General features: G+C 43.7%; 14 protein-coding genes and 1 pseudogene. 10 read left to right on the forward strand and 5 right to left on the reverse strand.

Annotated features, from left to right (window positions below; all coding sequences use genetic code 11):
• Positions 1-239 precede the first annotated feature (239 nt).
• The gene (locus ONT19_RS10335) at positions 240-1451 is read right to left on the reverse strand and encodes an NADP-dependent isocitrate dehydrogenase (protein WP_117693399.1); all 1212 of its coding nucleotides are present in this window, start codon (positions 1449-1451) and stop codon (positions 240-242) included.
• A gap of 290 nt (positions 1452-1741) precedes the next feature.
• Entirely contained in the window at positions 1742-2596 is an 855-nt protein-coding gene (locus ONT19_RS10340; protein ID WP_006848523.1) for an OmpA/MotB family protein, read from the reverse strand.
• Positions 2597-3038: 442 nt separating this feature from the next.
• Here ONT19_RS10340 and purL point away from each other — a divergent pair, with 442 nt between their 5' ends.
• The 9 genes and pseudogenes from purL to ONT19_RS10385 all read left to right on the forward strand — a co-directional run bounded on the left by purL (position 3039) and on the right by ONT19_RS10385 (position 19176).
• Complete coding sequence (gene purL, locus ONT19_RS10345; protein ID WP_264952507.1) at positions 3039-6770, forward strand: phosphoribosylformylglycinamidine synthase; 3732 nt, start codon at positions 3039-3041, stop codon at positions 6768-6770.
• Positions 6771-6789: 19 nt separating this feature from the next.
• Complete coding sequence (locus ONT19_RS10350) at positions 6790-7341, forward strand: chromate transporter (RefSeq protein WP_022121457.1); 552 nt, start codon at positions 6790-6792, stop codon at positions 7339-7341.
• Between the two features lie 40 nt (positions 7342-7381).
• On the forward strand, positions 7382-7954 hold the full coding sequence (locus tag ONT19_RS10355; RefSeq protein ID WP_022121458.1) for a chromate transporter: 573 nt from the start codon (positions 7382-7384) through the stop codon (positions 7952-7954).
• A gap of 71 nt (positions 7955-8025) precedes the next feature.
• Positions 8026-9758 (forward strand): annotated as a pseudogene (locus ONT19_RS10360) (AAA family ATPase).
• Positions 9759-9895: 137 nt separating this feature from the next.
• Complete coding sequence (locus ONT19_RS10365) at positions 9896-10828, forward strand: helix-turn-helix transcriptional regulator (RefSeq protein ID WP_264952506.1); 933 nt, start codon at positions 9896-9898, stop codon at positions 10826-10828.
• A gap of 32 nt (positions 10829-10860) precedes the next feature.
• A complete protein-coding gene (locus ONT19_RS10370; RefSeq protein ID WP_264952505.1) occupies positions 10861-13248 on the forward strand; it encodes a sensor histidine kinase in 2388 nt (795 codons plus the stop codon).
• Between the two features lie 2 nt (positions 13249-13250).
• On the forward strand, positions 13251-14273 hold the full coding sequence (locus tag ONT19_RS10375; RefSeq protein ID WP_264952504.1) for a hypothetical protein: 1023 nt from the start codon (positions 13251-13253) through the stop codon (positions 14271-14273).
• A 125-nt stretch (positions 14274-14398) separates the two neighbouring features.
• Positions 14399-16501, forward strand: coding sequence for an AAA family ATPase (locus ONT19_RS10380; protein ID WP_264952503.1), 2103 nt, complete (start codon positions 14399-14401; stop codon positions 16499-16501).
• Positions 16502-16734: 233 nt separating this feature from the next.
• Positions 16735-19176: an alpha-L-arabinofuranosidase C-terminal domain-containing protein gene (locus tag ONT19_RS10385; protein WP_264952502.1), complete on the forward strand. Its 2442-nt coding sequence runs from the start codon at positions 16735-16737 to the stop codon at positions 19174-19176.
• A 143-nt stretch (positions 19177-19319) separates the two neighbouring features.
• Here the strand turns inward: ONT19_RS10385 and ONT19_RS10390 are convergent, their stop codons facing one another.
• Positions 19320-20624: a solute carrier family 23 protein gene (locus tag ONT19_RS10390; protein WP_264952501.1), complete on the reverse strand. Its 1305-nt coding sequence runs from the start codon at positions 20622-20624 to the stop codon at positions 19320-19322.
• A gap of 267 nt (positions 20625-20891) precedes the next feature.
• Between ONT19_RS10390 and ONT19_RS10395 the strand changes: the two genes are divergently transcribed.
• Positions 20892-22457 carry an ATP-binding protein gene (locus tag ONT19_RS10395; protein ID WP_118079168.1) on the forward strand — a complete coding sequence of 522 codons (1566 nt, stop codon included), beginning with the start codon at positions 20892-20894 and terminating at the stop codon, positions 22455-22457.
• A 443-nt stretch (positions 22458-22900) separates the two neighbouring features.
• Here ONT19_RS10395 and ONT19_RS10400 read toward each other — a convergent pair whose 3' ends face one another.
• Positions 22901-24340: an AAA family ATPase gene (locus tag ONT19_RS10400; protein ID WP_264952500.1), complete on the reverse strand. Its 1440-nt coding sequence runs from the start codon at positions 24338-24340 to the stop codon at positions 22901-22903.
• A gap of 374 nt (positions 24341-24714) precedes the next feature.
• Positions 24715-25617 carry an IS3 family transposase gene (locus ONT19_RS10405; protein ID WP_153083943.1) on the reverse strand — a complete coding sequence of 301 codons (903 nt, stop codon included), beginning with the start codon at positions 25615-25617 and terminating at the stop codon, positions 24715-24717.
• Positions 25618-25619 lie beyond the last annotated feature (2 nt).

Raw genomic sequence — 25619 nt, forward strand, 5'->3', positions numbered from 1 at the left:
AGCATATAACACAACTGAAAGAGTATGAAAGATAAAGTAAATGCAATTCCCTTAATCGGTGAAATCATCAAAGAGGAATTAAACAAGCAAGGCAAGACCACAGTATGGCTTGCTGAACATTGATTTGTTTAAGGTTTATTCAGACGCTTTGCGCAAACGCAAGAAAAAGAATCAAGATTTAAACTAAAAATAACTAAAACAATAAGACCTGAGGTTAATCACCCCAGGTCTTATTGTTTTTATGCCAATCGCTTTTCCAGACGCTCGCGGATGGCAGCGATAAAGCCGGCAGAGTTTACAGCCTTAGCCTCAACACCTTCCATCAGGTTTACGAGATCCTTGGTAGCGATACCATCATTCAAAGTATCGAAACATGCAGCCTCCAGTTGGTCGCCAAAGTTCTGAAGTTCCTTGATGCCATCCAGTTCGCCACGCTTTCTCAACGCACCGCTCCATGCAAAGATGGTAGCCATAGGGTTGGTAGATGTATCTTCACCCTTCAGGTAGCGATAGTAGTGACGGGTCACGGTACCGTGGGCTGCCTCATACTCATACTTGCCGTCAGGAGAAACCAATACGGAAGTCATCATCGCCAGAGAACCGAAGGCTGTACTGAGCATATCACTCATCACATCACCGTCATAGTTCTTGCAAGCCCAGATAAAGCCGCCCTTGCTGCGGATAACACGAGCCACTGCATCATCAATCAATGTATAGAAATACTCGATACCGAGTTCTGCAAACTTCTCTTTATAGTCGCTCTCATATACTTCCTCAAAGATTTTACGGAACTGGGCATCATAAGTCTTAGAGATGGTATCCTTGGTAGCAAACCAGAGATCCTGCTTGGTATCAATGGCAAACTTGAAGCAGCTGTGAGCAAAGCTGCGGATACTCTTATCAGTATTGTGCATGCCCTGGATAACGCCAGCACCATCGAAAGAATGAATCTCAATCTCCTGCTTTTTGCCGCTCTTACCCTCGAACACGAGTTTGGCTGTACCTGGCTCATCAGCACGAAGTTCCACGCTCTTGTATACATCGCCGTAAGCATGACGGGCGATGGTAATAGGCTTCTCCCAGTTCTTTACACAAGGGTGGATACTTGGGATGGTGATAGGAGCACGGAATACGGTACCGTCCATGATGCTACGGATAGTTCCATTAGGGCTCTTCCACATTTTGTGGAGTTTATACTCGTCCATACGCTGTGCATTAGGAGTGATAGTAGCACACTTCACAGCCACGCCATATTTCTTAGCCGCCTCAGCAGAGTCGATGGTTACCTGGTCATTGGTCTGGTCGCGATAAGGCAGACCGAGATCATAATACTCAGACTTCAAATCAACGAAAGGAAGAATCAGTTCGTCCTTAATCATCTTCCAGAGAATTCTTGTCATCTCATCACCGTCCATCTCTACCAATGGAGTTGTCATCTTAATCTTTTCCATAACACAATATAATGTATAATTAATAATTTACAATGTACAATGATCAGGGCAGCCAAGTGGCCCCTTGATATTTTGCCTGCAAAATTAATAAAAATAATCAAGAAAAGAAAGGAAATTAAGAATAATTCTAGCAAAATGATAACAAAAAGTACTTTTTTACGTACTTAAAACATAAAATCTGTATATTTATACCTAAAAAGGCATCAATGAGCCCGAAACTCATTGATGCCTCTACTTATTTACCTTTTTACTTTTTTACCCTTTTACCTTTTTACCTTTAAATAGCCTTTTTACTTCTCCTCTGGAGCCTTGTCGATCAAGTCCATGAACTGGTCGAGCTTAGGAGTGATGATAATCTGAGTGCGGCGGTTGCGCTGCTTGCCTACCTCTGTATCGTTAGTTGTTACAGGGTTGTACTCACCACGACCACCAGCAGTAAGGCGCTTAGGATTTACACCGAAGTGATCCTGCAAGTACTGAACAACAGAAGCTGCACGGAGAGCAGAGAGGTCCCAGTTGTTGCGGATATTCTTCATCTTGGCACTTGTAGTGCTTACTGGTACGTTATCGGTATTACCCTCTACGAGCACATCGTAATCCTTGTAGTCTGTGATGATCTTAGCAATCTTGCTCAATGTTTCCTGAGCACGGCTGTTCACCTCATAGCTACCACTCTGATAGAGCATATTGTCAGCCAGAGAGATGTAAACTACACCCTTCAGAACCTGAACATCAACCTCCTTCATCTCTTCCTTGCTCAAAGAGCGGGTCAGGTTGTTGGTAAGAACCATGTTGAGCGAATCGCTCTTGCTCTTTACCTCAACAAGGTGACGGATATACTGGTTACTCTCGTTGATCTGGTCAACGAGTTTCTCAATGCTCACGTTGTTCTGGCTTGCATTGTTCAAACTCTTGTCAAGCGAGTTCTGCAACTTAGCGTAATCGCTCTTTGCAGTAGCGAGCTGCTCCTGGGCAGCAGCCAGACTAGCCTCAGTAGCTGCCAGCTTTTCCTTGGTAGCCTGATAGTTGCTTGACAATTCCTTATTCTCATTCTGGCAATTCTGAAGATCCTTCTTACTTGCACAGCTTGTAGCCATCAGAGCTACAGCCATCATTGCCATTACCATTAACTTTGTCTGTTTCATATTCTTTCTAATTTAAATTTTCTTGTTATTATTAATTGATTATAGTATATCTTAACGTCGCTTTCTACCTCCTATTATATTAGAGTTTTCCCGGCTTTTATCCGTTATCCGGAAGCTTCTACATTTTAGGGCATTATAGAAACTGATTCACTTCTTTCACTTGCAAAGTTACAGATAAGACTCGAATAAACAATATTTGTCAAATGCATTTAGACATTTTTAACCTCTAAATCTTTATTTATCACCTTTTTAACCAAAAAAGGCAACAGAAAGCACTTTTCTTATAGCTAAACCGTCAAATGTAGCCTCTCAAGGTAAGAATAGCCCAAATCTCAACAAAAAAAACATAAAAAACAGAGTTTTATTTTGTAGTGTCTTGAAATTGCACTATCTTTGCACTCGAAAAGAAATAAATACATTAATAATATAAAAGAAAGCAAGTATGATTCTTTTTTTTAGAACTCCATCTAAGAGTGTGATTGCGACCGAGATTGACCACAAACCATCTCAGGACGAAATCAATGAACTTTGTTGGCTTTATGGTGACGCGACTTTAGAGGACGCCCAGCAGTTGCAGGGCTTCTATGTCGGCCCACGCCGTGAAATGATTACTCCTTGGAGTACGAATGCCGTTGAGATTACTCAGAACATGAGTCTTAACGGCATTTCGCGTATCGAGGAGTACTTCCCTGTAGATAGCGAAGACGCTGAGCACGACCCTATGCTCCAGCGTATGTACAACGGTATCGGACAGGATGTGTTCACCGTGAATCACCAGCCAGAACCTATCAAGTACGTCGATGACCTCGAGAAGTATAACGAGGAAGAGGGTCTTGCCCTCAGCGAGGACGAAATGGCTTATCTCCACAAGCTGGAGAAAGAGAACGGACGCCCTCTCACCGACAGCGAAATCTTCGGTTTCGCACAGATCAACTCAGAGCACTGCCGCCACAAGATCTTCGGCGGCCAGTTTATCATCGACGGTAAGGAGATGGAGTCTTCTCTCTTCAACATGATCAAGAAGACCACCAACGAGAATCCTAACAAGATCCTCTCTGCTTACAAGGACAACGTGGCTTTCTCTCAGGGTCCTGTTATCGAGCAGTTTGCTCCAGCCGATCAGACTACCAGCGATTTCTTCCAGGTGAAGGATATCGAGAGTGTTATCTCTCTGAAGGCTGAGACCCACAACTTCCCTACTACCGTAGAGCCTTTCAATGGTGCTGCTACCGGTACGGGTGGTGAAATCCGCGACCGTATGGGTGGTGGTGTAGGTTCATGGCCTATCGCAGGTACAGCCTGCTACATGACTGCTTATCCTCGCCTGAAGGATGACAACGGCAAGAGCGATGTTGAGCGCGACTGGGAAGACATCATGCCAGTACGTAAGTGGCTCTATCAGACTCCAGAGCAGATTCTGATCAAGGCTTCTAACGGTGCATCAGACTTCGGTAACAAGTTCGGTCAGCCTCTCATCACTGGTTCTGTGCTTACATTCGAGCACGAGGAGAATGGTGAGAAGTATGCATACGATAAGGTAATCATGCTTGCTGGTGGTGTAGGCTACGGCAAGAAGCGTGACTATAAGAAGGGTGAGCCACAGAAGGGCAATAAGGTTGTCGTAGTAGGTGGTGATAACTATCGCATCGGTCTTGGTGGTGGTTCTGTTTCTTCTGTAGATACAGGCCGTTACAGCAACGGTATCGAGTTAAACGCTGTTCAGCGTGCCAACCCTGAGATGCAGAAGCGTGCCTACAACCTGGTTCGTGCACTCGTTGAGAACGATGAGAACCCAGTAGTCAGCATCCACGACCACGGTTCAGCCGGTCACTTGAACTGTCTCTCTGAGTTGGTAGAAGAGTGCGGTGGCGAAATCGACATGTCTAAGTTGCCTATCGGTGACAAGACTTTGAGCGCCAAGGAAATCATCGCCAACGAGAGCCAGGAGCGCATGGGCTTGCTCATCGACGAGAAGTATATCAGCGAGGTTCAGAAGATTGCCGACCGTGAGCGTGCTCCAATGTACGTGGTTGGTGAGACTACTGGCGATGCTCACTTCAGCTTCAAGCAGGCTGACGGCGTAAAGCCATTCGACCTTGATGTAGCTCAGATGTTCGGTCATACTCCTAAGACTGTGATGGTAGATGAGACCGTAGAGCGTAAATATGAAGATGTAACTTATTCTGCAGATAACCTCGACGAGTACTTGCAGCGTGTTCTCCAGATGGAGGCTGTGGCTTGTAAGGACTGGTTGACCAACAAGGTAGACCGTTCCGTAACAGGTAAGATTGCCCGTCAGCAGGGTCAGGGTCAGATTCAGTTGCCACTCTCAGACTGTGGTGTCGTAGCACTCGACTACCGTGGCGAGAAGGGTATCGTAACAGCAATGGGTCATGCACCTCAGGCTGGTCTTGCCGATCCTAAGGCAGGTTCTGTACTCTCTGTAGCAGAGTCATTGACTAATATCGTATGGGCTCCATTGGCAGATGGCATGGACAGCATCAGCCTCTCTGCTAACTGGATGTGGCCTTGCCGCAGTCAGAAGGGTGAGGATGCTCGTTTGTACGAGGGCGTGAAGGCTTTGTCAGACTTCTGCTGCGCCATCCACGTGAACGTACCAACAGGTAAGGACTCTCTCTCATTGACCCAGCAATATCCTAACGGCGAGAAGATCATCGCTCCGGGTACCGTCATCGTAAGTGCTGGTGGTGAGGTTTCAGATGTCAAGAAGGTGGTTAGTCCTGTTCTCGTCAACGACAAGAACTCAAGCCTCTATCATATCGACTTCAGCTTCGACGAGCAGCGTCTCGGTGGTTCTGCCTTCGCTCAGAGTTTGGGCAAGGTGGGCAGCGATGTTCCTACCGTGAAGAACCCAGAGTACTTCGTTGATTGCTTCAACGCTGTACAGGAACTCATCAACCGCGGTTGGGTAATGGCTGGTCACGATATCAGCGCCGGTGGTTTGATTACAGCTCTCCTCGAAATGACATTCGCCAACGTAGAGGGCGGTATGAAGATCAACCTCCACGACATCGCAGATGCCGACATCATCAAGACTCTCTTCGCAGAAAACCCAGGTGTTGTCATCCAGGTAAGCGATGCTCACAAGGACGAGTTGAAGGCATTCTTCGATGAGAACGGTATCGGTTATGCCAAGATTGGTTATCCAGCTCCAGAGCTCCGCAAGATTATCATCAAGAAGGAAGGCTTCGAGCACGAGTTCGATATCGATGCTTTGCGCGACGACTGGTATAAGACATCTTACCTCCTCGACCGCAAGCAGAGTATGAACGGTATGGCCAAGAAGCGTTACACCAACTATAAGAAGCAGCCTATCGAGATGAACTTCGGCTACGGCTTCAAGGGAACCCTCGCTAGCTACAGCCTCGACGCAAACCGTCGCAAGCCATCTGGCATCAAGGCAGCTATCATCCGTGAGAAGGGTACCAATGGTGAGCGTGAGATGGCATACTCTATGTATCTCGCCGGCTTCGATGTAAAGGATGTGATGATGACCGACTTGATTTCTGGTCGTGAGACTCTGGAGGATGTGAACTTCATCGTATTCTGCGGTGGTTTCTCTAACTCCGATGTTCTCGGTTCTGCCAAGGGTTGGGCTGGTGCATTCCTCTACAATCCTAAGGCTAAAGAGGCACTCGATAAGTTCTATGCCCGTGAGGATACCCTTTCACTCGGTATCTGCAACGGTTGCCAGCTGATGGTTGAGTTGAACCTCATCAATCCTGAGCACAAGCATCGTTCACACCTCTGCCACAACACATCCAAGAAATTCGAGAGCACATTCCTCGGTTTGACTATTCCTCAGAACGACAGTGTGATGTTCGGTAGCCTGAGCGGTGATAAGCTCGGTATCTGGGTAGCTCACGGCGAGGGCCGTTTCTACTTGCCTGAGCCAGAGGATCACTACAACATCATTGCGAAGTACAACTACGCTGAGTATCCAGGTAATCCTAACGGCAGTGACTACAATGTAGCAGGTATCTGCTCTGCAGATGGTCGTCACTTGGCTATGATGCCACACTTGGAGCGTGCCATCTTCCCATGGCAGAACGCCTGGTATCCAGCCGATCGCCGCAACGACGAGGTTACTCCTTGGATTGAGGCATTTGTCAATGCACGTCAGTGGATTGAAGAAAGAGCTTTGAAAAAGTAAAAAAATAAAAAGGTAAAAAATGAATAATAGCGTAAGTTATCTTACATTATTCAAAACATTTTTGAAGATTGGCATAGTCACCTTTGGGGGTGGCTATGCCATGATTCCTATTATAGAATCCGAAGTCGTCGACAAGCATCATTGGATGACGAAGGAGGAATTCTTGGATGCCATTGCTACTACCCAGGTTTGTCCGGGCGCCTTGGCCATCAACATGAGTTCCCTGCTCGGATATAAGTTGGCAAAGACACCGGGAGCCATCGTCTGCACCCTCGGCGCTTCGTTGCCATCGTTCCTTATTATCTTGGCGATAGCCATGTTTTTCCATCAGTTTGAAGACAACAAGGTTGTTGCTGCCATGTTTGCAGGCATCCGTCCTGCCGTCGTGGCACTGATAGCCGTACCAACATTCTCGCTTGCCAAGAGTGCCGGTATTTCGCTTGTCAACTGCTGGATTCCTATTCTATCCGCCCTTCTGATCTGGCTTTTGGGCGTCAACCCAATCTGGGTGATTATCGCAGCTGCCGTAGGTGGCTACATCTATGGACAGTTTATCCAGCCAACGGAATAAAGGTAAAAGGGTAAAAAAGTAAATCGCTTAAAACATAATGATGATATTTTTTCAGCTTTTCATCGTATTCATTCAGATAGGCATCTTCGGATTCGGAGGTGGCTATTCCATGATATCCCTGATTCAGGGACAGGTTGTTACGCAGTATCATTGGATGACGATGCAAGAGTTTACCGATGTGGTTGCCATCTCTCAGATGACACCGGGACCTATCGGTATCAACACCGCTACCTATTGTGGCTATACAGCTGTCCATAATGCCGGTATGAGTGGCATGATGGCTGTACTCGGAAGTGCCATGGCGACCTTTGCGCTGGTTCTCCCATCCTTGGTTTTGATGATTCTTATCAGCAAGATGCTGTACAAGTATATGAACACCACAGCCGTTCAGAGCATCTTCATCGGTCTTCGCCCGGCCATCGTCGGTCTGGTAGGAGCCGCAGCCCTGCTTCTGATGAATGGCGAGAACTTCTCTACGCCAGCCAATCCCTGGCATTTCTACATCTCCATCGCCCTATTCTTTGCTACCTTTATCGGCGTGAAGGTGATGAAGATCAATCCTATCCGCATGATACTCTACTCGGCTTTTGCCGGACTGGTATTACTATATTAAACAAAATCTTTCGATTTTATTTGGTAGTAATAAATAAAAATCGTACATTTGCAACAAAAAGGAGATAGACCATGACATACTCACAGGCAGATATTACCGTTCCATACGCTGTGGCGAACTTTGCTGAGATTCGCCACAAGGGATATTATTATGTGGACAAGACCAACTATATTCCACTGCTTGAGCGTTACAAAGCACCAGTTTTTCTCCGTCCTCGCAGATTCGGAAAGAGTCTGCTCGTTTCCATGTTGGCTCACTATTACGACCGTAACATGGCAACACAATTCAAAGATTTGTTTGGTGGAACTTGGATTGGCGAACACCCAACAAACGAGCACAACCAATATCTCGTTGTAAGATATGACTTTTCCACAACTTCCGTTGCCAGCAAGAAGGAAGACATCGAGAAGAACTTCAACGCAGTGAATTGCAGTCCACTCCGTACATTGGTGGAACGCAACAGAGACCTTTTTGGAGATTTCAGGTTCAGAGAGGATGGCAATGCCTCCAACATGTTGGTTGAAGTATGCGAGTTTATCTCTTCCCATAATCTTCCACCTCTTTATATATTAATAGATGAATATGACAACTTTACCAACCAGCTACTAGTTGTCTATAAGGACTCGCTGTACCAGGACCGACCACAGGGGAAAGTTTCCTACGAACATTCTTCAAGGTTATCAAGGCAGGCATTGGCGAAGGCACCATCCGTACTTGCTTCTGCACTGGAGTACTGCCTGTCACCATGGATGACTTAACCAGTGGCTATAACATCGCAGAGATGTTGACACTGAAGCCTGAATTTACCAACTTATTGGGCTTTACCCATGAGGAAGCAGCCCAATATCTGAAGTATGTCATCAATAAATATGGCCCTCAAGCCTCTTTCGAGGAATTGTGGACTCTGATACTCAACAATTATGATGGTTACCACTTTTTACCAAATGCGGAACCATTGTTCAACTCTACCATTCTGACTTACTTCCTCAAGAACTTTGCAGAACTGAAAGGCGGCATCCCTACGGAAATGGTAGATGAGAACCTACGTACTGACACTAGTTGGATAAGAAGATTGACCATCACGCTTGACAATGCCAAGGAAATGCTCGACAACCTGTTGATGGATGGAGAATTGTACTATTCACAAGCCGATTTACGCAGCAAGTTCAACAAGCAAAAGTTCTTCTCCCCAGAGTTCTACCCTATCAGCCTCTACTACTTGGGTATGACCACCCTGAAGGACAATTACAAAATGGCTTTGCCAAACTTGACGACCAAGAGTGTATATATGAGTTACTACAACGAATTGAATAGTATCAGCGACAATGCCCGTAAGTTTGTTCCTGCATACGAGGCATTTGCCAGAGACAGAGAACTGGAGCCATTATTCTATAACTATGTTAAGGAATACTTAGGTCAGCTTCCAGCCCAGGCCTTTGACAAGATGAACGAGAATTTCATTCGCTGTTCATTTTTCGAGTTACTGAGCCGCTACTTGAGCAATTGCTATACATTCGCCATCGAACTGAACTTGCCATCAGGTCGTGCAGACTTAGTGCTGACCGGCATTCCTGGCACATCATTCCACAACGACTGCCGCATCATTGAGTTTAAATATTACAAGTCTAAAGACGCAGGCATTGTTGATCATTTGGAAGAGGCACACCTAGAAGATGCCCAACAGGTGAAGGCTTATGCAGCAGATATGCAGAAAGCCTATCCTCACTATCAAATAAAAGCATACGTAGCTTATATCGCAGGAAACAAGGCTTGCAAGATTTTTGAAGTGAAAAGTAATGATTGATTATAGCAACCAATAAGAAAGGTTAAATAAACATTATACAACATGACATGCCAATAAACAAGAATGCTTTCATAAGATATAAAATACTGGACAAATGTTTCAGTGACAAATACCATAAGTACTTCATAGAAGATCTTATGGAAAAAGTCAATATCCAATTAATAGATGCAGGAATAAAGCCTATATCCAAGAAACAGATATACGATGACATCAAGTTTATGAAAAGTAGCGAAGGATGGGAAGCGCCAATAAAATCCTACCAAGATGGTAAGCGTAAGTACCTTAGCTATGAATTTGACTTTTCCATCATAGAGACTCCGATAACAGAGATGGAAGTAGAGCAACTCGAAACGCTTATCACTTCACTTTCTCGTTTTCAGGGCATACCTATGTATAGTTGGATTGAAGAATTGCTTACCAATCTTCGCTACCGCTTTGGTCTAAGAGGAGTAGAGACTAACTTTATCGGATTTGAACAAAACCGAGACATGAAAGGCTTGCGATTTCTATCCACTCTTACCAACTGTGTTATCAAACGCCAACCAATCCTCATCGACTATCACCCTTTTGGCAAAGAGGTCGTAAAATGGACGATTCATCCGTACTACCTCAAGCAATATAATAATAGGTGGTATCTTTTAGGATATAATTCAGAATTTGAAGATTTATCGATTGTCCCATTAGACCGAATCGAAAATATCGAATATTCTGATACAACATTCAAAAGAAACTTGCGTTTCGATTTCGATGCTTATTTCCGTGACATCCTTGGCATATCCATAGAGAAGGACAAGAAGATAGAGCATATCCGTCTGAAATTCTCCCCACAACGCCTACCATACGTGATTTCCAAACCTATTCACCATTCGCAAATGGTGGAGAATGAATCAGAAGGAATTATCTCACTAAATCTTATCCCTAACAAGGAATTGATTTCTGAGCTCATTTGGTTCCGTGATGATGTGGAAATACTCTCTCCAGAGTCTCTTCGAGAAGAAATTAAGGAGATAATCGCAAAAATGTATCAAGAATATTTTGGTGTGAAGAAAGACTGCACAACATCCCTGTAAATTTGCAGCCGTAAACAAAAAAGCAAAAAACTATGCAGACAGTAAACAACAACTTCACAGTAGAGGCACTTGTTGCCAAGTATCGTAACTTCGTAGATGAGCATTGTCCAAAGAGCTGCGAATCTGATGGAGTACACAAATTTGATATACCTTACAATGATGAGGCAGAAGAGCAGTTACTTGCTACTCTTTATAAGAGAGTAGCAGGTGAGAATGCAGACCAAGCTATTTTGGAAGCACTTTCAAAATATGTGGCTGATTTTTATGTTGATGCACTCAAGGAGACAGAGTTGGTATTCTTGGCTAATCACTTTTCTGAAGTATCAGAATCTATCTTTGATTGCCTCTATCATAATTTAAGAACAACACTTGACTTTTCTTTAGAAAAGCCATCTAAAGTAGCTTATGATACTTTGACCACAGCTAAAATAGGAACAGGAAAAACTATATTCATCGCCAATTCTGGATTTGGTGATATTGCCATGCTGTTTCCTGGCTGCACTATCAAAGGATATAGCAGCGAAGAAGAGATTTGTAAAAACAAAGTTTGGGCATTAGGACAAATCCGATTATTTGCTGCTGGTATAAAATCCGAAATCAAACAATATAGCAAAGACACAGAAAATAGCCAATATATGGCAGACATTGACATAGCTATATTTGGAGCAACAGAAAATTCATCCTGCATTAAGGCAGAGATGCTATTTACATTCATGCCTCAAAATAGCGAATCAATGCTATTTATGAACAAACGCGAGGCTGTTGATCTTTCTTTAGCAAACTTTACAACAAAGCTCGCTAAAGATAAGCAAATCTATTCCATCGTTTCTTTAAAAGAAACAGAGGAGACTCAAGCCAGAAGTACAGAGAAAAGAATTTTCCTCCATGTAAATAAAGCTGTTAACAGCTCTATTTGCATAAAGAATGCCGTTACAGGGAAAGAAACAAAGATATCTCCCGATTTGCTTAATCCAGAAATACTTTGGCCAAGCTATTATTTGACAGCCAAGCCAAAGGAAGGCATGTCTCTTTCAGAAATAGTGTCTTTCCAAGACTTAAAACCTAAGAATAAGGAAGACATTGTCTTTAAAAAGACAAGATTTAACGACGAGAAAGAATGTATAGAGTGGATACTCTCTGATAAAGAAAAGAATATCCTTGTTGTTGCTCCGACAAACCTTTCTACAAGATATGAGGATGCAAAACTCTGCAAAGAGAATTTACATCCGGCAGGCACCCCTTTGTTTGAAAAACAATTAGGATTGCTTAGCAATATTATGCAGCCTTGTGTTCTTCTCTTCGGAAGAAAAGATAAGCTCGTTGCTGGCTATATAAAGGATTTACCATCTGAAGGCATTGTTGCTTACTGGCTGTTCGCATGTCTTGTTCCAAAGGAAGGAATCGACGTGCGATATGTGGCAGCATTGTTGCTTACCCCAGAAGTCAGGAATCAAATCATATCCATCTGTGAAGGAGAAGTGGATGCACAACTCTTCCCATTGATTATGGACAAGATTATTGTTCCAAATCACACCGATTTGGAACGAGCTACCTTCTTGTCAGAAGCCAATTACAATGCTTTTGCATCATCACGTAAGGAGTTGGAACAAGAGCATAAGCATTATGTCAAAGCTGTTCGTATGCGTAAACATGCTTTGACCCAATCTGCCTCATCCATAGAAGCAACTCTCTATGCGTTGAATGCTTACAGAGTAAGACAAAATGGAACAATCTCGGACAATGAGCGTATTTCACGCATCAAACAAACAACCGTCAAGGATGCCTTCGAATATCTTTCTATGGCAACTAAGGATTTGTTGGTAAAGTTGGACCATATTGCAGATGTGGAATACACTTTTAAAAAGCCTGAATGGATTAATCCAGAGGAGTTCGTCGAAAGCTATATCCAAAAGCATGAAAATGGTTGGGTAAACTTCAAGCCTGTTGTAAAATGGGCTAAAGGACATAATTTGGCAGATAAAGACTTGACTGATTTATCCGGAGAAACCATATTATTGCATAAGGGAGAACCTATATATACAATGATGTTCCCAAGAGATGCTCTCAAGCAGATTTTGGACAATATTGTTTCAAACGCCATATCCCATGGATTTAAAGACGAATCTCGCCACGACTACCAATTGCGTTTTTCTTGGGAAACAGATGGTACCGCATTGAAAATGTGCGTAGAGAACAATGGAGCACCTATACCAGCTGACCGTAGTACATCATCGCTATTAGAATATGGAGTATCCACCTCCCTTAACTCTAACGGACATCATGGAATCGGATGCAATGAGATAGACGGCATCATGCGTAAGTATGACGGAAAGATAGAACTTGTTTCTTCTCCAGATGACGAGTTCAGCGTCAAGTATATACTTACTTTCAATCGTACGAATATTCTTAAAACTCTTTAGATATGAAAGATTACGATTTAGACTTAATCCAAGTTCTTTGGGTTGAAGACGACCCTATGGTAATAGAGCAATACCCATTAAAGGCAGAGAACTTCGGATTACAATTAGTTGCTTTCCCTTGTTGGGATGAAGCAAAAGCTGCATTAGAAAATGACTTTGATTGTTGGTCAGCTATCATTTTGGATGCAAAATGCAAGTACCATCGTGACAGCGAGGATAATGCTGTAAGATTTCTTGGCAGAGCCTTAAATGACATAGCCCTCATTTGTGAAAAAAGAGGGCGTGTTATTCCATGGTATGTCTTGACTGGCGGTGATGCAGAAGAGGTATCTGACTCCATCAATGATGATCGTATGAAATGGGATGCTGATTGGACAAATAGTACTTATAAAGAATACTATTCCAAAAATGTTGACAACGAAATGCTGTATAAACGCATCAAAGTACATGCTAGGAAATCTCCTCGCCTTCAGATTCAGAAAATGTACAAGGATGTATTTGATGCTATAGAAGAATGCGGCATTGACGACATGGGGTACAATGCCCTTGAGGATTTACTCATTCCTATTCATTTTCCAGACACAATCGAGTCTAAAGATTACAATGATAAATTTGAGAAAGCCCGCGAAGTTTTAGAATACGTATTCCGTTCTATGGCTATTCATGGCTTATTGCCCGACTGGGGTAAGCAGGTGAACTTTACTTGGTCAAGTATTATCCTTAGTGGTAAGAATGCCACAAACTCTAAAGGAGAAATTGTCTATAAAAGTTATAAGCGCATTCTCCCAGAGGCAATGTCAAAGACAATGAAAGTAATAGTCAATATTCTTCCACCCTTCTGCCATTCCGAGAATAGTACAGAAGAGGATATAAGTAAGAAAGAATATATGGAACGCGTACAATCATCCACATTCTTGCTAAAAAGTTTCACTTTCCAACTATGCGATTTAATCCTATTCTATCGCAGCTACATTCGTGAACACCCAGATGAAGAAAGAAATCGTTTAGAATGGGATAAGGCGTAAAAAACTCTTGCTACAATATTAGGGCGATATGACATTTTCATCATATCGCCCTACTTTTATTTTGTTGTGAAGAAAGACTACACAACAACGTCGTAATTTTGCATCAGAATACAAAAGACGACGATATGGAAAAGAACATTTCAACACTCGACCTACAGAATGCAGAACAGCAAAAAGCATTCGACCTTGTTGCAAACACCAACAATTGCCTTTTCATCACAGGAAAGGCTGGCACTGGTAAGACAACCTTTATCAAACGCATCCAGGAAGAAATCAACAAAAACTTCTTGGTATTGGCACCTACTGGCATTGCAGCTATCACAGTCGGAGGACAAACGATGCATTCCTTCTTTGGCTTTCCGATGCAAGCAATTGGTCCACATACTAATACCATGCTTTCTTATGAAAGCAAATGTATTCTCGAGGAAACTGATACTATCATTATTGATGAGGTATCTATGGTAAGGTGTGATATGGTGGATGGAATGGACAGATGTCTTCGCATGGTATTCAAGACCAACATGCCTTTTGGTGGAAAACAGGTTGTTTTTGTGGGTGACTTGTTCCAGTTACCTCCTATCATCAAGTCTAATAGCGCCGATGCAGAAATGCTACAAGACCTTTATGGTGCTGGCACTCCATTCTTTTACAAGGCTTTTGTATTGAAAAGAATGAACCTCCCCAAGATTGAGTTTCAAAAAGTATATCGTCAAAGAGACGAAGAGTTTCTTGACATTCTGAACAAGATGCGCACGGGTGAAGTAAAGGCTGAAGATTTAGAATTACTAAATCAGCATGTCAGCAAGAATTTTGAAGAACAGGATTTTTCTGTGACCTTAACCGCATTCAACAAGATGGCTGAGAAAATCAACGAGGAGAAATTATGTGCCATCCAATCGGAAGAATTCTGCTATCAGGCAAAGATTCAAAACGAATTCAAGAAAAATGAGGCGCCTGTACCAGAAAAGCTTAGGCTAAAAGTAGGTGCACAAGTCATATTCTGCCGCAATAATACAGGTTGTGGTTATATGAACGGGACAATCGGTAAAGTTTCAGAACTTGGCGATGATAAAATACAAGTGACTTTGGAAAGCGGCAAAACCATTGATGTCAAAGAAGTGACATGGGATAATGTCAAGAGCAAATACAATCGTCAAACCCACAAAATGGAAACCCAAGTTGTGGGAACCTTCACGCAATATCCTTTGAAATTAGCTTGGGCAATAACCATTCACAGATCACAGGGAATGACCTTTGACAGAATGCACTTTGACTTATCTCATGGCACATTCTTGCCAGGACAAGCTTACGTCGCCATCAGTCGTTTACGTTCTTTGGACGGTTTGACACTTAGTAATCCTATCCGCCCTTATCACGTCACCCAAAATCAAGAGGTAAGAGTATTTGCCAACTCTTACAATGACACAGAGATGATAGATGACGTATTAGGTGCGGAAAAGCGAATCTACCAATATCTAAGCACAAAAGACTACGACATGGCCTCAAAAACATGCCTGATTCTTATGCAAGACAAGATTCGCAAGAATGACTACCGAAACGCAGCCTTAATGGCCAAAAGAATGTTTGATATCATGCTGGATGACAATTGCCTATTAGGAAAAACCCAGAATGCTCAACTATTAAAGGATTGTAGCATGACTGCCAACTTCCTCAATGCCGTAATCTGCCTATATGGCAATCGTTATGAGGAAGCTATTGGTTACACAGACATGGTATTGGGGAGAAGGACCTGTCTTGAAGCGATGTTCATTAAAGGGCGTGCTCTTTATGAACTCAAGCGATATGACGAGGCATACGATGTAACGTTCCAAATTGTCAGCATATCTCAGGAAGGTGAGGAGAAAAAGGCCATTGACAAGAAGTTACTTCTCTTTGAAGCAAGAGTCAATGAACATATTGGCAATCCAATAGCACCATTCTGCAAAGAACTATTCGCGCTCTGCCCAGAATTTCGTTCTACCTATATTATGTTGAGAAATGAGTTTCAAAACTCTCACATAGGAATACTATATGACAAGGAAGAAGAACACATCGAATTGCTCGAAGCGTTTAATGACCAAAGCCTTTCTCAGCAAGATTTCTTGAAGAAGACACAAGAATGTACGGACGAAAAAGAACTTAAAATGCTACGCAGATATCTTATAAAGAATATGCAAAAGCTTACGCCCTTAAACTTAAGAGACAAACTGAAAAAGAACTTTTCATAACCTTAAAAAGTACAAACATAAAACAAGGAGTAACGCAATTTTATTGTTAGCTGCAAACAAAAGGTGGATTTTCATCAGAAAATCCACCTTTTACACTATAATTCGCTTTTTGTCCACCTCTTCTTTGTGTTTTTTGTGTACTTTTGCAACTGTGTATTAATAGCGGCATGAATTCAGGCTTAGCTTGGTTTCATGCCAACCAACAAGTAAACAAACAAACCTAAGAATAAGAAATGAATAAGAAAAGACAGATTTTACTTTCAGCAGTGTTGGCCTCTGCTTTGGCATCCAACGCACAGGTTACCATCAATGTAGATGCCTCTAACCCAGGTATCAAGGTATCTCCTAACCTCTATGGTATCTTCTTCGAGGATATCAACCATGCTGCAGATGGCGGTCTCTATGCCGAACTCATCAGCAACCGTTCTTTCGAAGACGATGACAAGAATATCCCTACCTGGAAAACTGCCGCTCAGGAAGGTGCAAAGATCAATGCACAACTCATCAATAAGGGTTTGCTCAACAATGCACAGGGCAAGGCACTCCAGCTTACCATCGCTGCCAAGCCAGCTGCTACAGCCTCTCTCATCAACGAAGGTTTCTGGGGAATCAACGCCGTGCAGGGCAGAACCTACAAACTCTCCTTCTGGGCGAAAGGTAGCTACAAGGGCGGATTGAAGGCTCGTCTCATCAACGCAAAGGGCGACAAGGTGTATGCAGAAACCGCACTCAATGCCAAGGTTGGCAAGAAGTGGACCAAATATACGGCTGAGTTGACTGCCAACGGAAACGACGCCAAGGCCCAGTTTGAACTCGTAGCCGAAGGAAAGGGTACCATTGTTCTCGATGTAGTAAGCCTCTTCCCTCCTACTTTCAAGAATCGCGAGAATGGCTTGCGCCCTGATTTGGCTCAGCTTCTCTATAACATCCATCCTAAGTTCGTCCGCTTCCCAGGCGGCTGCTACGTAGAGGGACAGGAATCTCCTGAGAATGCTTTCCACTGGGAGAAGACTATCGGTCCTATCGAGGAACGTCCGGGCCATAAGAACGTAAACTGGCGCTACCGTACCAGCGATGGTATGGGATTCGACGAGTATCTTCAGCTTGCCGAGGATCTGAACGCCAAGCCTCTCTATGTTGTAAACGTAGGTTTGTGGCACGGCGGTATGACTCCTGTAGACAGCATCCAGCCTTGGATTGATGAGTGCATGAATGCCCTGGAGTATGCCAACGGTCCTGTTACCTCTAAATATGGTGCGCTCCGAGCTAAGAACGGTCATCCGGAACCATACAATATCGAGTATCTGGAAATTGGTAATGAGAACAACCAGCCGGATCCTGCGGCTCAGAGCGACCATTACTACGAGCGCTTCAAGAAATTCAAGGATGCTGTATTGGCGAAATATCCTAAGATGCACCTCATCGGTAACGTGGTGGCTTGGGGCGATGACAACCCTAAGTGGGAAAGCAACGAGAGCGTAGAACTCCTCGACGAGCACTACTACAGAAATCCTGCCTGGTTTGCCGAGAACTTCAACAAGTATGATAACTACGACCGTAAGGGCAGCGAGATTTATGTAGGTGAATATGCCGTAACCCAGGGCTTCGGCAATATGGGCTCGCTCGATGCAGCACTCGGTGAGGCTGTCTATATGATGGGCATCGAGAACAACTCAGACATCGTGACCATGGCATCCTATGCTCCTATCTTCGCCAACCTCAACAACCGTATGTGGGCACCTGATATGATTCAGTATACATCAGACAAGGTATTCGGAACTCCATCTTACTACGTTCAGAACGTGATGGCAAACAACATCGGTACCCGTGTACTGAAGGTGAACCAGGAGAATCCATACAAATATGAGCAGACTCAGGTGAAGCCAGCCATCTGCCGTGTAGGTATGGGAACATGGGGCACTCAGGTTTCTTTCGAGGACAAGGGCTACAGCGATGAGAACGGAAAGGCGCTGCCGATGACCTTGCAGGAGTTGCCTACCGATATTCGTGGACAGTGGAAGACTGAAGGTAGCCTCATCAAGCAGACCAGCAACGAAGAGAGCTGCATCCGTCTGAACCCAGGTGAGATTACCAGCAACGGTTATATATATAAGGTACGCGCGAAGAAGGATGCCGGAAACGAAGGTTTCCTCATCATCTTCAACTATGTAGACAAGAACAACTACTGCTGGTTGAACCTCGGTGGCTGGAACAATACCCAGCACGGTGTGGAGTCTATCGTGAATGGTGCCAAGAGTCAGATTGCTACCTGCCCAGGCAAGATTGAGACCGGCAAGTGGTATGACATCGAGCTGAAAGTAGTAGGCGACAGCATCTTCGCCAAGTTGGATGGCAAGGAAGTATTCTCTACCAAGTTGAAGGCAAACACCCTTTCTGGTATCTTCTCAACAGCCACACTTGATGAGCAGACGGGCGAGGTAATCCTGAAGATTGCCAACACCAGCACCGAGCACACCACAGCGAAGATTAATCTTCAGGGCAAGGAAATCAAGAATGGCAAGCTCATCCGCCTTTCTGCCAAGAATGGTCTGGAGGAGAACACCATCGACAATCCTACCAACATCTATCCTGTAGAAAACTACGTAACTACAGAGAAGAACGGTGCTATGGTAGAGATTCCAGCCAGCTCGCTGAATATCATCCGTTTGAAGTAACAGACTACATCCAGGGCAGGATGCCCTGGAATCCATATATAGGTAATAACATTTTGAATAGTTGATAAGAAAGTTAGTTAGAAAAGAGAAGGCGGCAACCTGCGTGATGCAGTTTGCCGCCTCGTTTTTTATCTGTCGTTTAATTAACCGAAAACATAATTGAAGAGCAGGAAGACGCTCAGGATATACAGCGTAGGATTCAGATCCTTGAACTTACCCACCATCATCTTGATAAGCACGTAACTCAGGATTCCGAGGCAGATACCATCGGCAATACTGTAGCAGAGTACCATTGTAATCATCGTGATAAAGGCAGGGAAAGACTCGGAGATATCCTCCAACTCAATCTTCTTGAACGAATCGATCATCAATACACCCACCATTACCAGGGCACCACTGGTGGCTGCGCTCGGAATCAGGAGGAAGATTGGAGCCAGGAAGATGCTCAGGATAAACATCAAACCCACAAAGAAAGATGTCAGACCCGACTTACCACCCTCGGCAACGCCCGAAGCACTCTCCACATAAGTGGTAATCGTAGAGCTACCCAGCAATGCACCGGCTGTAGTACCGATGGCATCACTCATCATCGCCTCCTTCACACCCGGAATCTCGCCCTTCTCATTCTCCTTGACACCGAGTTTGGAAACCAATCCCAGAACCGTTCCGATGGTATCGAAGATGTTGACAAGCAACAGCGAGAATACCACCATGAACATCTTAGGAGTAAAGAAGCCGGTGAAATCGAACTGGCAGAAGATAGGAGCGATGCTGTGAGGGGTAGATACCGGCATCCAGTTGTCAGAGAACTGGGTTACGCCCATCGGAATACCTATCAAGGTAGAGATGATGATGGCGATAAACAAAGAGCCCTTCACTCTTCTCGCCATCAGACAGCCGCAGAGCAGGATGCTGATGAGACCCAGGATGCTGACTGGTGTAAACTTGCCGAGCTGCACGAAAGTATCCGCATTGGCAGTAATGATCCCCGCATTCTTCAAACCGATAAAAGCGATAAACATACCGATACCGGCAGAAATGGCGAATCGGAGATTCTTCGGAATACACTCCAATATCTTATCGCGGATATTGAGGAAGGTGATGGCTAGGAAGATGATACCCTCTACGAGCAACACTGCCAAAGCCTGCTGCCAGGTCAAGCCCATAGCCTGACAAAGGGTGAAGGCGAAGAAGGCGTTCAGTCCCATGCTGGGAGCCTGGGCGAAAGGCAACTTTGCCATGAAAGCCAGCAGGAAGGTGGCGATGGCTGAAGCGATGGCTGTGGCAGTAAAGAGAGCTCCCTTGTCCATACCCGTAGTGGCGAGGATGGTAGGGTTCACTGCCAGGATGTAACACATGGTCAGGAAGGTAGTCATACCAGCTATCAATTCCGTCTTGACCGTAGTAGTCTTTGGGTCGAAACCCAATAAAGCTTTTAATTTGTTCATTTCTTATATTTAAATTTATCTCTATTTTCTCTTTCCCCCTTTTCACAACCCAATCCCGTTGTTTTTTCGGGGCGAACAAAGGTAAGAAAAAATAATGAGGAAAGCCTTATTTTACATGTTTTTAACTCATCAGAGTGCCTTATTTTACATGTTTCGGGGGATTCAGAACGCCTTATTTTACAAAGCATTTTATTTTTAACCATTATGCTTGGTTAATTCGGATTTTCTTTGTAACTTAGCAGCGCAAAACGTAAAGCATGTAGGATTATGGCAAAAATAGTAAATAAATATCCTGTAGGAATTCAGACTTTTGAAGAAATTCGCGAGAAAGGTTATCTCTATGTAGATAAGACCAAATACATCGTGGATTTCAGAGAAAAAGGTATGAAGTATATCTTTCTGAGCCGTCCAAGACGATTCGGAAAATCGCTCTTTGCATCTACCCTTCAGGCCTATTTCGAGGGAAGAAAGGAACTGTTCGAGGGATTGGCTATTGCTGAATACGAGAAGGAATGGGTGAAGCATCCTGTGCTCCACTTCGATATGAGCGGTGCCAAACATTTTGATGCAGATGGCTTGAACAATTATCTGAATCTGCAGCTTTTGCCTTACGAGAAACTTTATGGTAAAGGAGAAGGGGAAATTTACCCTAACGAAAGGTTGGATGGTATCGTAAAGCGTGCTTATGAGCAGACGGGCGAAAAGGCTGTTGTCATCATCGACGAATACGATGCCCCATTGCTGGATGTGGTACATGAAAAGGAAAACCTGCAACCGCTCCGCCGCATTATGCAGAACTTCTACAGTCCTCTGAAAAAACTCGATCCTTACCTGGAGTTCACCTTCATCACGGGCATCACCAAGTTCTCGCAGCTCAGCATATTCAGCGAACTCAACAACCTCGACAATATCAGTCTGTTCGACCAGTACTCAGCCATCTGCGGCATCAGCAAAACCGAGCTTACCACGCAGATGAAACCAGATATTGAGGCTATGGGCGAGGCACTGAACATGACGTATGAGGAGTGCCTGAAAGAGCTGACGCAATTCTACGACGGTTATCATTTCAGCGAGAAATCAGAAGATATTTTCAATCCGTTCAGTCTTGTAAAGGCAATGAATGCAGGCAAGATTGCTCCTTACTGGTTTGGTTCCGGCACTCCATCCTTCCTCTTGAAACTCTTGGATAAGTATCATGTCAATCTTTCTACTTTAGAGAGTCAAGAGACAGTATTGAGTTCCTTCGACCAATCAACAGAGGAAATGACAGAAGCCTTGCCATTGCTTTACCAGAGCGGCTATCTGACCATCAAGAAATATGAACCGATGTTTCAGGAATATACGCTGGGCATCCCAAACAAGGAGGTACGCGACGGACTGCTCAACTCATTGATTCCTCATTATGTGAACCCTCGCCGTTCTGACAACAATGCCTTCCTCTTGGGATTCTGCAAGGCGGTTTATAGAAATGACATCGAGGCGGCACTGGAGCACATGCGCACGTATATGGCTACGATACCATATGATTTGGAGAATCACAGCGAGAAGCATTATCAGACTATCTTCTATCTGATGTTCAGTTTCCTCAACATCTATATCCGCACAGAGGTGAAGAGTGCCATCGGCAGGGCTGATGCCGTGATGCACATGCCAGATACAATCTACGTCTTCGAACTGAAGGTAGATAAGAGTGCTGATGAGGCTTTGGCACAAATAGACGAAAAAGGCTATATGCTGCCATATCATACAGAGGGCAAGCGACTGATAAAAATCGGTATCAGTTTTGACAGCACCCAGCGCACTATCAGCGATTGGAAGATTAAGGAAGAATAAAGAAAAAATCCGAAACAGAAGCTTACCAAGTTATCTGTTTCGGATTTTTTGATGCTTATTTCGTTTGGATAAGCCAAGGGGTTCAAACCATCTTGAATTGTTAAAAATCCTAAGTCATAGTTTTCTCACCCACAACTCATAGTTTCTTTCATCATAACTCATAGGTTTCTTCCCAGCATCTCATAGGTTTCTTCCCAGCATCTCATAGGTTTCGGCATCATATCCCAAGGTTTTCAAGCCAAAAAGGGCTAAAAAAAACAAACGGACAAATTGAATTTGTCCGGACAAATTGCCCGCAGCTATATAAATCACTCATTTTTAGTAACTTACAAGCTACCGGACAAAAGAACCGGACAAATTCAATTTGTCCGTGTTTTAAAAATCGAGGCTATTCCAGCGTCAGCCATTACCACAAAGTATAGTTTTAGAACCAGACAAACTCATTAAATAAACAAATCATCTAGTGTTACTGAAGCCCTGAATATATCGGAATATTCATTACTCACCAGTTCTGAATTTCCCACATACGTAAGGAGGAATGTCTTGGCAGGGTTCTTTTCTTCCAAAGCCTGCAAGCGGCTATTCAGCACCTGAGCATAGCCCTTGGTCACGGCATAAGGAGCCTTATAAAATTTCATCTCACAAACATTCACTGCATCATCAGCCCTGTCTATCAGCAAGTCTATCTGCATGCCATCAGCCTCCTCGCTTCCCTTCACTATGAGCGAAGACTCCTGCGAAGACACCGCACCTATATGAAGAGCATATTTTATCTGTGAAATATGCTGCAAACAAACCTCCTCGAAAGCAATACCACGCCATGAGGCAACATCGCTTTCCTTCAAATGCTGTTGCCAGTAATCAGTTTGATTTACAGCCTTCTTCTCCTTAAAATGAAGCCAGAACCAGCAAAAGGAATCAATAAGCTTATAATACTCCTCTCGCTGACTGAAACCGAAAGGAGTATATTTCACCACAAAATCACTTCCCAACAAGGCTTTCAGCATCTTGGTAAAATCACCATTCGGATTCAAACCGGTATGCTCTGCTATCTCCTTACGGGTGAAACCAGCATGGCGGGTACCCAAAAAGCGAACTATCTTCATACAGTCTTCGGCATTATCAAACACAGAATTGAAAAGCCTGTCAAACTCATCCCCCAACTTCGCATGACGGGCAAAGAACAAGGCATCTATGTTCTGAGCCAAACTATAGGAAGGATTAAAGAAATTCATATAGAAAGGAATTCCCCCCATAATCATATAAGCCTGCGTAATATTATAACGGGACATCTTGATGCCACGGCTCTGATAAAACTCCTCACATTCTTTCAAAGTAAACGGCGACAGTTTGATTTCGCCAGTCAAACGCCCGTATAATCCACCTTTATTACTGATTAGATTATCAAGCATCCAGGAGGTGGCAGAACCACAGACTACGAGTAACAAATTGTGGCGCATATTGCCCCAACCATTCCAGAAAGCCTCTAATGCCGTAAGAAAACCGGAACGAGCCGTATCCATCCAGGGCAACTCATCGATAAATACCACCTGTCGGGAACCATTATCGCAAGTTTCCAAAAAACGTTCCAGCAAAAAGAAAGCCTCCATCCACGACTTAGGCTGCGCAATATCCTCCATACCATGACGAAGAAGCGAGAAATAGAAATTCTGCAACTGGTCTTTCAAGGTTACCTTCCGACGACGGTCGTAAGGCGACAATCCTGTATGATGAAACACCATATCATCATGAAACACCTCATCAATCAAGAATGTTTTACCGACACGGCGACGACCATACACAGCCACAAACTCAGCTCTACCACTTTCGTAGTAACGCTTCAATTCTGCTATTTCCTTTTTTCTACCTATTATTTCACACATAATCATACCCAATTGGTTCGCTGCAAATATACGACTAATTTCGGAAATAGCGAAAGAAAATAGCGTTTATTTCGCTACGAAACCGATTTTTTACCATTCGTAGCGAAATAAACGCTATTTTAACTCCATTTTAACACTTCAGTTCCTTACTCTATCTTATACGTGAAAAAGTTGTCACCTTTAGGATGGTTAAACTAAATATGTTACTATCTATTTTTCTTATCACTAAATGAGTTACGCATTTTTATTTTTATCACTATATGGGTTGTCAGCGAATACCCATTATACCTAACTAGGTTACTCTTTTTAAGGAGCTATCCCTAGAAAGGTTACGGTGATGATATTCTTTCAAATGCAAAGATACACATTTTCAACTAATTAGAAGAATTTTCCCAAGGATTTTTCCACATTTTCTGCTGTGGCCCCACTTGAGTATGTGCAACTGATGGTGTTTGATTACCGATACTCATATGCGGTCTTTCGTCGTTATAAAACGCAATAATCCTGGTCAGTTCCTTCTTACATACTTTACGAGTAGGAATTGTCATTCTATAAAGCCATTCTGTTTTTAAAATGCCGTTTGCACGTTCTGCTATAGCATTCTCCAAAGGATCTCCTGTTTGAGTCATACTTATTTGTGAGCCATGACTTTTTAGGATAGATACATAATTCTGACTGCAATACTGGCTTCCTCTGTCAGAGTGATGAATGAGTCCTTTTGCAGTTTCTTCATCAATGCTTTTATATGCCATTTTAAGCGCTTCTAATGGATATACAGTTTCTAATGTTGGACCAACAGCCCATCCAACGATTTTATGGGAATACAGGTCTGTTATAAGCGAGAGATAGCACACACCTTCATTGGTTTCAACATAGGTGATGTCACTTGCCCAAATCTGGTTCGGATGGGTAGGAACTACTCCCTTAATCAGGTTTGGGTATTTGCGATAATTATGGTCGGAATCTGTTGTCTTATAGCGCCTACGGCGCTTTATACGTACCATGAGTCCATGCTTACGCAGCATCTCAATAAATGCGTCACGACCAGGGAAGCAGCCAGTATCCTCAAACATCTGTTTCAATATGGCATGCAACTTTGCAGCTCCTAAGCCAGGATTCGACTTACGATACTCACGTGCCTTTTCAATGATGATAGACTCAATGGCCTCTTCAGCAAAGCCGTCAGAGACATTGCGCTTATTATATGCTTGCCGGGTGAAACCAAACAGCCCGCATAGAGTGCCTAAACCTTGGCTCTGGCACTCTGTGCGGAGCAAGC

The sequence above is a fragment of the Segatella copri genome (genome assembly GCF_026015625.1).
Taxonomy (GTDB): Bacteria; Bacteroidota; Bacteroidia; order Bacteroidales; family Bacteroidaceae; genus Prevotella; species Prevotella copri_H.